Origin of the sequence: Mycobacterium palustre, from assembly GCF_002101785.1 — a bacterium.
Classification (GTDB): domain Bacteria; phylum Actinomycetota; class Actinomycetes; order Mycobacteriales; family Mycobacteriaceae; genus Mycobacterium; species Mycobacterium palustre.
In genome coordinates, this window is sequence record NZ_LQPJ01000094.1 from 36,237 (window position 1) to 48,539 (window position 12,303).

11 protein-coding genes are annotated in these 12,303 nt (G+C 66.8%); 4 read left to right on the top strand and 7 right to left on the bottom strand.

The window, feature by feature from the left end; translation table 11 throughout:
• Positions 1-91: 91 nt before the first annotated feature.
• From AWC19_RS10595 to AWC19_RS29635, 3 genes are all read right to left on the bottom strand, one after another.
• Entirely contained in the window at positions 92-484 is a 393-nt protein-coding gene (locus AWC19_RS10595; protein WP_142281112.1) for a hypothetical protein, read from the bottom strand.
• Positions 485-555: 71 nt separating this feature from the next.
• On the bottom strand, positions 556-1,974 hold the full coding sequence (locus AWC19_RS10600; protein WP_085078009.1) for an FAD-dependent oxidoreductase: 1,419 nt from the start codon (positions 1,972-1,974) through the stop codon (positions 556-558).
• Positions 1,967-2,143, bottom strand: a complete 177-nt coding sequence (locus AWC19_RS29635; RefSeq protein WP_158090854.1) for a hypothetical protein — start codon at positions 2,141-2,143, stop codon at positions 1,967-1,969. The genes AWC19_RS10600 and AWC19_RS29635 overlap by 8 nt, the downstream gene beginning before the upstream one ends.
• Before the next feature lie 707 nt (positions 2,144-2,850).
• On the opposite strand from AWC19_RS29635, the gene AWC19_RS10605 reads away from it, so the two are divergent.
• The 4 genes from AWC19_RS10605 to AWC19_RS10625 all read left to right on the top strand — a co-directional run bounded on the left by AWC19_RS10605 (position 2,851) and on the right by AWC19_RS10625 (position 7,567).
• Positions 2,851-3,774, top strand: a complete 924-nt coding sequence (locus AWC19_RS10605; protein ID WP_085078010.1) for a helix-turn-helix domain-containing protein — start codon at positions 2,851-2,853, stop codon at positions 3,772-3,774.
• 521 nt (positions 3,775-4,295) lie between these two features.
• A complete protein-coding gene (locus AWC19_RS10610) occupies positions 4,296-4,796 on the top strand; it encodes a Dps family protein (protein WP_085078011.1) in 501 nt (166 codons plus the stop codon).
• Between the two features lie 27 nt (positions 4,797-4,823).
• On the top strand, positions 4,824-5,981 hold the full coding sequence (locus tag AWC19_RS31585) for a UbiX family flavin prenyltransferase (RefSeq protein ID WP_276042643.1): 1,158 nt from the start codon (positions 4,824-4,826) through the stop codon (positions 5,979-5,981).
• Positions 5,978-7,567 (top strand): UbiD family decarboxylase, encoded by a 1,590-nt coding sequence (locus tag AWC19_RS10625; protein ID WP_085078012.1) that lies wholly within the window; start codon positions 5,978-5,980, stop codon positions 7,565-7,567. The genes AWC19_RS31585 and AWC19_RS10625 overlap by 4 nt, the downstream gene beginning before the upstream one ends.
• A gap of 25 nt (positions 7,568-7,592) precedes the next feature.
• On the opposite strand, the gene AWC19_RS10630 is transcribed toward AWC19_RS10625, so the two are convergent.
• From AWC19_RS10630 to AWC19_RS10645, 4 genes are all read right to left on the bottom strand, one after another.
• A complete protein-coding gene (locus tag AWC19_RS10630) occupies positions 7,593-8,372 on the bottom strand; it encodes an IclR family transcriptional regulator (protein ID WP_085078013.1) in 780 nt (259 codons plus the stop codon).
• Positions 8,373-8,466: 94 nt separating this feature from the next.
• Complete coding sequence (gene gcl / locus AWC19_RS10635) at positions 8,467-10,260, bottom strand: glyoxylate carboligase (RefSeq protein ID WP_085078014.1); 1,794 nt, start codon at positions 10,258-10,260, stop codon at positions 8,467-8,469.
• Positions 10,261-10,264: 4 nt separating this feature from the next.
• Positions 10,265-11,149, bottom strand: coding sequence for a 2-hydroxy-3-oxopropionate reductase (locus AWC19_RS10640; RefSeq protein WP_085078015.1), 885 nt, complete (start codon positions 11,147-11,149; stop codon positions 10,265-10,267).
• Entirely contained in the window at positions 11,146-12,006 is an 861-nt protein-coding gene (locus AWC19_RS10645) for a hydroxypyruvate isomerase family protein (protein WP_085078016.1), read from the bottom strand. The genes AWC19_RS10640 and AWC19_RS10645 overlap by 4 nt, the downstream gene beginning before the upstream one ends.
• Positions 12,007-12,303 lie beyond the last annotated feature (297 nt).

Sequence of the window (12,303 nt, forward strand, 5' to 3'; positions counted from 1 at the left end):
ACGTTGGTTGCAACGCATACCTTTCGAGTCAGGTTCCGATTTCGAAGGCTTCGCCGGCCCCGCGCCGCAGCCGGGGCCGGTCGCGGTCTCGCTATAGCTTCCGCAGTCCGCGAAGGATTTTGGCAAACGGACGGCTTGCGGCCAGGTGACGCCGCAGGCATGGCTGTATTACGCTGACATTGCCGATGACCGGGTACTGCAAGCCATGGTCACGCCGTACGGCGATTTGTTCGATGACGTCGCCGGGTGGCCCGGCTAGGAGCGTTTCCCGCAAAAGAGACGGAGGGACAACGTCCGTCGCGGACAGAACGGTCTGCTCCTCCAGCTTCTGCGGGATCAGGTCTTGTGCGCCGCGGAAGTCGTCGCCGAATGGATGAGTCGCGCCTTGGCGGGCCCACGATTCGGCGGACACGTTGAGCGCAAACGCTTTGACCGGGTGAGAGTCCAAGGCCTCGTCGACCTCGTGGCGGCTGCGACCGGTCATGACGAAAAACAAGCCCGCGGCGGTGACGGGGGTTGCTCGATCAGACCGACTTTGAACATGGCTTGGCGCTTTCAGTTGGGTGCCGTTTCGGGGGATTTGGGTTGCGACGAGATTTCCGGCTTCTGGCCCAGGTCCGTTCCGGCGCCGCCGCGGTTTCGTGATGCCTTGAACGCCCGGAGCACCATCGATGGGCGCAGCAAGCGGGACGGACGGTCAATCATGTTGAGCGACCGCATGAATTGCTGGACCAGGGCGGGATCGGATTCGGCCGAGGCGAGCACCCGCTCCATATAAGCGTTGGCGATCCGGATGGATGCCGGCCGCCTCCCCGCGATCTGGGGCAGCGCCAAGTCCGAGCTCACCGCGGCGCGCCATGCCACGCGGATGTCCTTGGCCGAGCGACGGAAAAACCGACGCGGTAGGTCGCGGTCGCCATGCCGTAAGCAATCCCTGAGAACGAGAGCTTCGATGGCGGCGACGGACATGCCCTGCCCGTACAGGGGGTTGAAGTTGCACAGCGCATCGCCGATGACCAGCAGGCCGTCGGGCGTGCGGGCCGACTTGTCGTAGCGACGCCATCGGTTGGAGGGAAACCGATACCGGGTGACGTCCGCGAGCGGCTCGGCGCGGCGCGCGGCGGCCAGCACGTGCGGGGGTGCCATCTCGGCCAGAGAGTCCAACAGCGAGGCATGATCGGCGGGGGCTTTGTGTCCGGCCACCGTTTGGACCGCCAGCATGTAGGTGTCGCCGTGCCCCGCGAACATCGCGTAGCCGCGAGGCCTATCGGGTTGTGGTGCGGCGAAGGCGATGTACTCGCGCAATGTCTCCGGGCGGAGGCGGATCGGCACGCCCGCGTAGGTGACGTTGACGGTCAGCGTATCCTCGCGTGGTCGGGGGTAGCCCAGGGCGTCGAGAAACACCGGTGCCCGCGAGCCGCGCCCGGTCGCGTCAACCACAAGATCGGCCGTAAGGTCGATCTGCGCGCCGGAGTCGCGCCGTGCCGCTACGACACCGGTCACTCGGTCGCCGTTCCGGGTCGATCTCAGTCCCACCGCGTCGTGGCCCTGCACGATCTGCACATTGGCAATGGTCGTCACCCTGCGACGCAGGCTCCACTCGAGAAACGGCCGGTGCACGTAGTACATGGACACGGAGCTGGGGTCGGGAATGTTGCCCGAGCTCAGCAATCGGTGCCCGTTGAACGAGACGCAAAGCCGTGACAGGTCACCGTCGTTCCAAACCTTTGCGCCGGCGAGCACCAACTCGTCGAGGAAGCCGGGGAAAAGTTCGCCCATAATCTGCATACCGCGCGCCGCCGGAATGTGGGGGAGGGCACCTTGCGGAACCCCGCGCCGGCTGACCGGTCGCTCGGGTAGCACGTCGCGTTCGACGATTGTTACGGTGCGGTAGAAGTCGGCCAGGACCCGGGCCGCAAGCAGCCCGGCAACGCTCGCCCCAAGAACCACCGCGGATCGGTCGGATTCAGGCAAGCTCGTAGCTCCATTCGCGGTCGGGCAGATTCGAGAGGTGATCGAACCGAATGGCCGATGCGACCGATCCATCGTTGTGCTGCAGGCGATTCGAGTTGTCTAGCGTCTCGAACCGAGCGAGCCTTCCGAAGGTCGCCGCGTAGAGGATGATGATCGCGGCTGCCAGCACTATGGCGATGACGCCGTGTAGAAGCAGGCGCCGTGGAGCCGGGGCTTGGCGCTGCGAGTGGGATGCCGGCCGCGGCGACCAGTCACAGGCATCGCAGTGACCGGATGACAGGCCGGCGCCTCTGTATTGGGCGGGCCGTGCCGCCGGTGGGATGGACGGATCTTCGCCGTCCAGGTGTATGGGACTCAATGCATTCCTCAACGATGTCGATGAACTCGGGCTAGGTGCGGCTCGGGTGAGGCGTCCGTGTCACATCTACCGGGGTATCGGCGGAAAGACGTTTCTGTGGCGCGTGCTGTGTACACGAGGCGCGCGTGGGTGCCGATGCGGCTGTGAGGGAGCACCATTCGGTTGGGCCGTTTCGTGGGGCCACGGCAACCACATTGTGCGGCCCGAGGCTGCGTGCCCGGCCGTTGATGAGCGGGGACGCCAGGGGAAGAGCGCCGCGATGGCGCTATCTGTGGGAAATGTGTCTCGTTATCGCGGGTGGTCGCGCCGGGCCGAACCCATACTGAACGCCGAACTTTAGAACGACCTTCCGCGAAGCTTGACTGAAGAACCGCCACTGGCACCCGGCTTTACCGGGGTCACGCCGTCATCGCCAAGGAGACAGCCGAATTGAGCGAGGCGCTCACCCATGCACCGACCCCGATACCCCGGCGTCGTCCCACATCGGCAGTGCCAGCGCGGGATTCGGGGGCACTGCGGTGAGCCCACGGGGCATCCTGACAGCCGACGACGTCGCCGCTCCGCTCGGTTTTGCGCCGGTGCGGCGCATCGCGGCAGCCGGTGGAAGCCTTTCAGCGGCCATCTGGCGCTTCCAAGGTAAACCGCTCTACGAACTGCAAAGCCACGCGAATCGCGACACCGACATCATTGTGATGTCAATTAGTGGTCGCCACCGCCACACCTACTTCGCGGATGGGCGGCGGAGATGGAGTCGCATCCATCCGGCTTTTCATATGAACTTTGTGGTGGCCCATGAGCAACCCAGAGCGATATTCGCCGCCGAGCATCCGTTCTCCTACCTGCACGTCTATGTGCCGCACACGCTGGTCGAGCGCCTGGCGGTGGAAAGCGGCGCCATACCATCCGGTCGAACGGTGAGGCTGATCGATCCGATGTGCTCGAATGACCCCATCGCAGAGTCGATCTGCCGACAGATCATCCGTGAAATGACATCCGGTGACGGCTGTTCACGCATGATGATCGACGTCCTCGGCCAACAATTGGTTATCCGGCTCCTTCGACAACACTCGAGCGTGTCCGGGTCGCCGGCCCTGGCCGGCGGCCGCGGCCCGGGCTATCGGGATTGGCGACTGCGGCGCGCGATCGAATACCTCGAAGCACACCTATCCGACGACGTCGGCCTCGACCAGCTCGCTAAAGTGGTCGACTTGTCACCTGCCCGCCTCGGCGACATCTTCCGTGAGGGCACCGGCGAACCGCCGCATCGGTGGCTGATGAACCGCCGCTTCCTGCGCGCCTGCGAGCTGCTGGGAAACCCCTCCCTGAGCATCACCGACATCGCGCACCGATGCGGGTTTTCGAGCTCTCAACATCTCGCGGCTGTGATGCGTCGGCGCCTCGGCATGACCGCAACGGATTACCGCCGGCAGGCCCTCTCCTGAACACGATGCACACGCCGCTACGAAGATTCGCGCTACAACAGGCGGTCGCGTCGCGATGCTCCGGCGGCGGCGACAAGCGCGACGGATACCAGCGCGTCGCTCCTTTCTGGAAGCCAAGCGCGCGGCATTCCCGGCATACCGATTGGACAGCGCGGCGGCCCGCGCCGCACAGGCCCGCAAAAATGCGCAAATTGTGGGAATCACGTCGCAAACTCATGGTTCGCGGCTTCGTCCGCCGGTCGATAGTTGACCAGTGATATCAGCGCCGCCGTTCGTGCGAGCCGTCCCGGTCGCCCGCTCATGCGCGGGGCCAACTCGACTGGCCACCGGCGGATGCGACGGCGCGCCGGCGCGCGGCATGCTTCGGGTTGACAACGGAATTGAAGTGGCGATGACACCCGAATACTGGCCCCGCGCACGACTACGCCCGCAAGACCTGCCCGCGCTGCGGAGGTCGCGGTCCTCGATGAACCTGGCAGCGCTCGTCGCCGCTATCCAGCCCGCCGACTGAAAGGAACCCCATGACGACCTCATTGTCCGCCAACCGGCGTAACGCCGGCGATGTGCACGCTTTTCGCGCCCCGGCCAGCTTGTTCCAGGACCTGCAGCAAGTGCTCGTCGACCTGATCGAGTTGCACCTGCAAGGCAAGCAGGCCCACTGGAATCTCGTGGGAACGAACTTTCGCGACCTGCACCTGCAGCTGGACGGCATCGTCGACGCCGCGCGCGAAGCCAGCGACACCATTGCCGAACGCATGCGTGCGCTGGACGCCGTTCCCGACGGGCGCTCCGACACCGTTGTCGCAACGACGACCGTCCCCGCCGTACCGCCGGGCCTGGTCGGCGCCACCGAGACGGTGGACATGATCACCGACCGCATCTACGCCGTCGTCGGCACCATCCGCACCGTGCACGACGACGTCGATGCCGCCGATCCCTCGACCGCTGATCTCCTGCACGCGATAATCGATCAGCTGGAAAAAGAGGCGTGGCTGCTCAAATCCGAGAACGGGACGGCGTAGGCGGCTGGTCGCCCGAGGAGGTGCCGCATGGCCCAGACGCCTACGGCCGACCGTCGACTGATACGGCACGGCGTGTTCCTGTTTTTCATCGGGCTGGTGACCGGCACGCAACAGCGGCGCTTCGCCAACATGCGCATGGCGCTTTCGGCTCACTTAGAGGGCGTCATGAATGGCACCTTCCTGATGGCACTGGGCGCGATATGGGGTGAGGTCGAGCTCCCCGCCGCCATGCGCCGGGCGGCCCGATGGACGGCGCTCTACGGCACGTATGGCAACTGGCTGTTCACCGCGCTTGGCGCCGCCCTCGGTACGGCCGCCGCGAACCCCACCCTGTCGGAGGGGCACCGCGGAACGCCGCGGCAGGAGCGGCTTGTGCTGCTCGGATTCCGTAGCATGCGCTACGCCTTCCTCGTTTCCGTGGCGTTGATTCTGTGGGGCCTCGTGCGTCGGCAATCGGCGCACGACACCGTCGCCGCGCCCCCGGCCGCCGCCGTGTCGCCTGCAGACCTCAACGCCGCCGCACCGGTCGACGTCGAAACCATGGGCCCGTCCGGGTTGCCTAGCTGGAAGGACAGAACGATGCGTTTAGTGGTTGCCATGACTGGAGCGACCGGCGCCGCTCTCGGCATCCGGCTGCTCGAAGTTCTTAGGGAGCTGGAGGTAGAGACTCATCTGGTTCTCAGCGACTGGGCTCGTGCGACGATCAGGCTAGAAACCGACCAGACCGTCGACGAGGTGCGCGGGCTCGCTTTTCGCTCCTACAGCGCCCGCGATCTCGCGGCCGGAATTTCGAGTGGATCCTTCCGCACCGACGGCATGGTCGTCTGCCCGTGCAGCATGAAGACGTTAAGCGCCATCCGAATCGGCTTTAGCGACAACCTGATCACCCGCGCCGCCGACGTCACGCTCAAGGAGCGCCGCCGGCTCGTCCTGGTCGCCCGCGAGGCTCCCCTGAGCGAGATCCACCTGGAGAACATGCACCACCTCGCCCGCATGGGCGCTGTGATCTTCCCGCCCACGGTCTCGTACTACTCCCGTCCGACCACCGTCGAAGAGGTGACCAACAGCGTCGTCGGTCGCATCCTCGACCAGCTTGACATCGAGCACTCACTGATCAAACGCTGGAAAGACGAGCCGTCGGTGACCGACGCGGGGCTGCTGCTGGCCGCGGAGGAAGCGAAATGAGCACGGCCACAAGCGCCTTCACGGACCGGTCGGTGGCGGGGGAGGCCGGTCCCGATTTGCGCAGCTGGCTGGCCACCCTGGAGGCCGCGAACCAGTTGCGCCGCGTCACCGCCCGCGTCGACTGGGACGAGGAGATCGGCGCGATCACCCGCGCCAACCTGTCACTCGGCGGGCCCGCGCTATTGTTCGAAAACATCGTCGGTCATGAGAGCACAAGGTGCACGAAGTTTTTGACATCGGCCATCGGCAACCGGCGCCAAATTCAGCTCCTGCTGGGCCTGCCTGAAGACACCAGCGACTCGGCGATCGTGCGTCACCTGAAGGACGCGTTCAATACCCCCGTCGCCCCGCGCGTCGTCCAGACCGGCCCCGTCAAGGAGAACATCGTCTCCGGCGACGACATCGACCTGTGGCAGTTTCCCGCTCCCAAGTGGCATGCCACCGACGGCGGCCGCTACATCGACACGTTCTGCGGGGTGGTGACCGAGGACACGGTGACCGGGCGGGACAACATCGGGGTCTACCGCGGCATGATCGTCGACCGCGACAAGATCGCAAAACTGATGGTGCCGACCCAAGGCTGGGGTGGCCACTTCCAGGAGTACAAGCCAAAACCGATGCCGGTGGCCGTCGTGTACGGGTGGCACGACGTGTTGCCGTTCTGCGGCGGCAGTCCGTTCCCGAAGGCCGTCTGCGAATGGGACATGATGGGCGCCCTGCTGGGCCGCCCCGTCGACCTGGTGGCCTGCGAATCGGTGCCGCTGCACGCTCCGGCGAGCGCCGAGATCGTCGTCGAGGGCTACCTCGACCCGGATCCCGCCACTTTCATGGAGGAGGGGCCGTTCGCGGAGTACCCAGGCTACCTCGACGGCCACCCGGCGCCGACACCTGTTCTGCGCGTTACCCGCATCACCCACCGCAACGATCCGATCCTACGCGGCACCCTCGAGGGGATGCGGCCCGGTTTTTTGGTTGAGGATTCCATGTGCAACTACGCGCGCTCGGCGATCGCGTGGAATCTGCTCGAGGGCGCGGGAATTGGCGGCGTCACCGACGTGTGGATGTCGCAGGTGTCTAACGGCACCAACATCGTGGTGCAGATCCGCAAGGCGTACCGAGGCCACGCCCAGCAGGTCGCCGCGGCGCTGTGGGGTACCAGCGGGTCGGGCTGGTTCTACAAGCACGTCATGGTCGTGGAGGAGGACATCGACATCCACGACCCCGAGGCGCTCGACTGGGCCCTGGCCTACCGGGTCAATGCGGGCCTCGGCGACATCACCTTCTACGGGCCGACTTTGGGCTCACCGCTCGATCCGTCCACCCCTCCCGAGAAGGCGAACATGGCCAAGTACGGCAGCGGCGAATGGCACCGGGTGCTCGTCGACGCCACCCGCAGCTGGGAGTTCGAGCCACGCCCCGAGTGGGGCGGGCGGCATTACCCGGCGATCAACAAAATCGCCCCGGAGCTCGAGGCCCGCGTGGCCGCCCGCTGGGAGGAGTACGGCATCGGCATCCCCTACCTCGACGACGAGCGCCGGGAACTGCTGACGATGGAGGCGCTGAGCAAGCGCCTGCCCGACGTCTAAAGGTTGCGGGGCGACACGCCTGAAGCTAGGGCGCGGCCTCTTTGTCGAATTCCGAGGCGATCTCGCGCGCGACGCGCTTGAGCAGCGGGGTCACCTCGGCCGCGGATTTCAGGGTGACGCGCGCCGCGGGACCGGAGATCGAGATCGCGGTCAGCGACGGCGCGTCGGGCACCGGGACGGCGAAGCAGCGCACGCCGACCTCCTGCTCGCCCTCGTCGACGGCATAGCCCCGCGATCGGCACAGCTGGATGTCGGCCAGCAATTCCTCGGCGGTGGTGTGGGCGTTCTCGGTCGGCGCGGGCATCCCGGTGCGCGACACCAAAGCCCGCACCGCGTCGTCGGGCAGCTGCATCAGCAGCGCCTTGCCCACACCGGTGCAGTGCGGGTACACGCGCCGGCCGACCTCGGTGAACATCCGCATCGAGTGCGGCGACGGGACCTGGGCGACGTAGACGGCCATGTCGTTGTCCATCAGCGCCATGTTCGCGGTCTCACCGGTGCGCTCCACCAGTTCCAACAGGTGCGGCCGCGACCACACGCCGACGAGCTGACCGGCGCTTTCACCCAGCCGGATCAGCTTGGGGCCCAAGGAGTAGTTGCGGTTGGGCAGCTGCCGCACGTAGCCCATGCCCAGCAGGGTGCGGGCGAGCCGGTGAATCGTCGGGGCCGGAAGGTGCGCGCGCGCCGCCAGATCGCCGAGCGCGCCCGTGCCACCCATGGTGGCCAAGATCTCCAGCAGCTCGAATGCCCGCTCAACCGACTGAACACCGCCCGTGCCTCGAGTTCCGCGAGTGTCGCGAGCCATCACCGCTTCCGATCCGCCCCGGGTGGGAGCCCGTCATTTTGAACGGGCTATTTCGTATCACGAAACGAAGGCCAGCCACAAGGCGCCCCGGCGGCTAGTCGTAGAGCAACGCGGCGGTCGGGCAGTCGTCGATCGAGGTCGCCAATTCTCCGTATTCGTCGATGTTGTCGATGTCGGTGCCCATCGCGATGTTGGTGATGCGCTCTAAGAAGATCTCCACCACCACGGGCACCTTGTGTTCGCGCGCGAGTCGCTGCGCCCGGGTGAGGGCGGGTCCGATCCGGTCGGGTTCGGTGACCTGAATGGCCTTGCAGCCCAACCCTTCCACGACGCCTCGGTGGTCGACCCCGTATCCCTTCGGCAGGTCGGTGTCGCCGGACTCCTGGGCGTTGATGTTGTCGAAGGCCAGTGAGACGAAGTAGTTCATGTCGAAGTTGAGCTGGGCCTGGCGGATCAGGCCGAGGTAGGAGTTGTTGACCACGACGTGGACGTACGGCAGGTTGAACTGCGCGCCGACGGCCAGCTCCTCGATCAGGAATTGGAAGTCGTAGTCGCCCGAGAGCCCGACCACCGTGGCCGCGGGGTCGGCGGCGACCACGCCGAGCGCGGCGGGCACGGTCCACCCGAGGGGTCCGGCCTGTCCGCAGTTGATCCAGTGCCGCGGCTTGAAGACTTGCAGGAACTGGCCGCCCGCGATCTGGGAGAGCCCGATTGCGGTGACGTAGCGGGCGTCGCGGCCGAAGGCCCGGTTCATCTCCTCGTAGACGCGTTGCGGCTTGATCGGGACGTCGTCGAAGTGGGTCTTGCGATGCATCGTCTTCTTGCGGTGCTGGCAGTCGCGGACCCACGCGCTCCAGTCGGGCAGTGTCCCGGCGGCGGCGCGCTTTGCGGCGAGGAACACCAGCAGCTCCAGCGCGGCCTTGGCGTCGGAGACGATGCCCAGGTCGGGGGCGAAGACCCGGCCGATCTGGGTGGGCTCGATGTCGATGTGCACGAAGCGCCGGCCGCGCCGGTAGGTGTCCAGCCCGCCGGTGTGCCGGTTGGCCCACCTGTTGCCGATGCCCAGGACGAAATCGGATTCGAGCATGGTGGCGTTGCCGTAGCGGTGGGCCGTCTGCAGGCCCACCATCCCCGCGGCCAGCCGATGGTCGTCGGGGATCGCGCCCCAGCCCATCAGCGTGGGCACCACCGGGATGCCCAGCAGTTCGGCCAGTTCGACGAGCAGGTCACACGCGTCGGCGTTGACGACGCCGCCGCCGGCGACGATGAGCGGCCGCCGCGCCGTCTGCAGCATGTCGAGCGCCTTGGCGATCTGGGTGGCCGACGCGGCGGGCTTGTAGACGGGCAGCGGTTCGTATGTCGTTGGGTCAAAATCGATTTCGGCCAGCTGAACGTCGATGGGCAAATCGATCAGCACCGGCCCGGGCCGGCCCGAGCGCATCAGGTGGAAGGCCTGGGCGAAGGCGCCGGGGACCTGCCCGGGTTCGAGGACCGTCATCGCCATTTTCGTCACCGGTGCCGCGATCGCGGCGATGTCGACGGCCTGGAAGTCCTCCTTGTGCAGCTTGTTCACGGGCGCCTGGCCCGTGATCGCGAGGATGGGGATGGAATCGGCGCCGGCCGAATACAGCCCCGTGATCATGTCCGTGCCGGCCGGGCCGGAGGTGCCGATGCACACGCCGATGTTGCCGGCGGCGGCGCGGGTGTATCCCTCGGCCATGTGGCTGGCGGCCTCGACGTGGCGCGCCAACACGTGCCGGATGCCCCCGTGGGCGCGCATCGCCGAGTAGAAGGGGTTGATGGCCGCGCCGGGCAGGCCGAACGCTTGTGTGGCGCCTTCGATTTCGAGGATCTTGACGGCCGCGTCGACCGTGCGCATTCGCGTCATTACGCTAGCCCTCCCCGCGCCCCGACAGCCGCTCGACGCCCAGCAGCAGGCCGGAATGATCCAGCGCACCGTCGCCGTTGGCGAGCGCGGCGGCCATCAGCTGAGCGACCAGCGCGCCCAGCGGGATGACCACGTCCGCCTCGCGGGCCGCGCCGGTCACGATGCCCATGTCCTTGTGATGCAGCTCGATTCGGAAGCCCGGCTCGAAGTCGCGGCTCAACATCTTTGCGGCCTTCTGGTCCAGCACCGCCGAACCGGCCAAACCGCCGCCGAGCACCTTGACCGCGGCGTCGAGGTCGACGCCGTAGGCGCGCAGGAACACCATCGCCTCGGCGAGCAGTTCGATGTTGCCCGCCACGATCAGCTGATTGGCGGCCTTGACCGTCTGCCCCGATCCGTTGGGGCCGACGTGCACGATCGTCTTGCCGACGACGTCGAGAATCGGCTTGGCGGAGGCGAAATCGTCGTCGGTGGCGCCGACCATGATCGACAGCGATGCGTTCTTGGCCCCCACCTCGCCGCCGGAGACGGGGGCGTCGATGAGGCGCAGCCCCCGCCGGGTCGCCTCGCGGGCGAGCTGCACGGTCACGTCGGGCCGGATCGACGAGAAATCGATCACCAGCGTCCCGGGATGCGCATGGTCGAAAACGCCGCCCTCCGAAAGCAACACGTCCTGGACGTCGGGGGAGTCGGGAACCATGACGGCGACGACCTCGGCGTCCTTCACCGCCTCCTCGATCGACTCCGCCGCGGTTCCGCCGGCCTCGACCAGCGCCGCCGTGCGCGCCGGCGACCGGTTGTAGCCGATGACGTCGTGGCCGGCGCGTGCCAGGTGACACGCCATGGGGCTGCCCATGATGCCCAGGCCGATGAAAGCGATGGTGCTCATTGATTCCTCAATCCTGCCGGTGTGGCGAGGGATTCGATGTTGAGACCGCCGCGGCCACGCTCGGCCGGTGGCAGCCAGTCGAAGGGGCCGGGCCGGGTCGGCCGGTACTCCAGGCCGATGTAGCCGCCGTACCCGCGGTCGAGCAGGGCCCCGAGATAGTCGCCGAGCGGAATCTTCCCGGTGCCGGGTTCCCCGCGTCCGGGCGCGTCGGCGATTTGGACGTGCCCGATCCGATCGGCGTGGGCGGCAAGCGCGCCGGGGACATCGTCGCCGTTGACGTAGAGGTGATACAGGTCGGCCAGTATTCGCAGGTTGTCGTGCCCGCCGCGGTCGCGCACCCGGTCGATGGCGCGGGCCGCGTCGGCCACGGTTCGAATGGGGTATCGCGGCGCCGCGCTGACCGGCTCGATGAGCACCGTCGCGCCGATGCGTCGAGCCGCTTGGGCGGCGTAGGCGAGATTGTCCGCCGCCGTGTCGTCCTGGACCGCCGCCGTGGTGCCCTCGATGCGGTTGCCGTACAACGCATTAAAGGCCCGGGTGTCCAGCGTTTTGGCGATGCCGACGGCGACGTCGACGTTGTCACGAAACGCGGTCACCAGCGCGGGATCGGACAGGATGCCGCGGTCGCCGGCGGGCATGTCGCCGGCGGCGAAGTTCAGCCCGCTCAGTTGCACCCCGGCGTCGTGAATCGCGCGGATGAATGCGTCCACGTCGGCGTCGGGCGGCGTCGGTTCGGCGAATGGCCACCAAAATTCGACCGCCTCGAAGCCCGCCTCCCGGGCGGCGGCCGGCCGCGCGAGCAGCGGCAGGTCGGGGAAGACGATCGAACAGTTCACCGTGTAGGTCGCAGTCGCCACCGCAGTCCTTCCCGTGGCGGGCGCCGGCACGCCGGCGCGCCCCAACAACTATCGGCCCGCGCTACACGGGACCCGGCAATTCCGTAATACGAAATCAAATCCTCGAAATACGGAATAAGTCAATGCCATGTGCCGCCGTCGTGTCAACCCCCCGCCGAGCCGGGGTCGGGTCGTAAAGCCGTTTGCGCGCTTCAGGATTCGCGCCAGTTGTACTGACAACGTTGGTTTCCTTTGACACGCAAACGTGAGCCATGACACGTTGAATCGACTGAAATTGGCATTCCATATCACGGAATG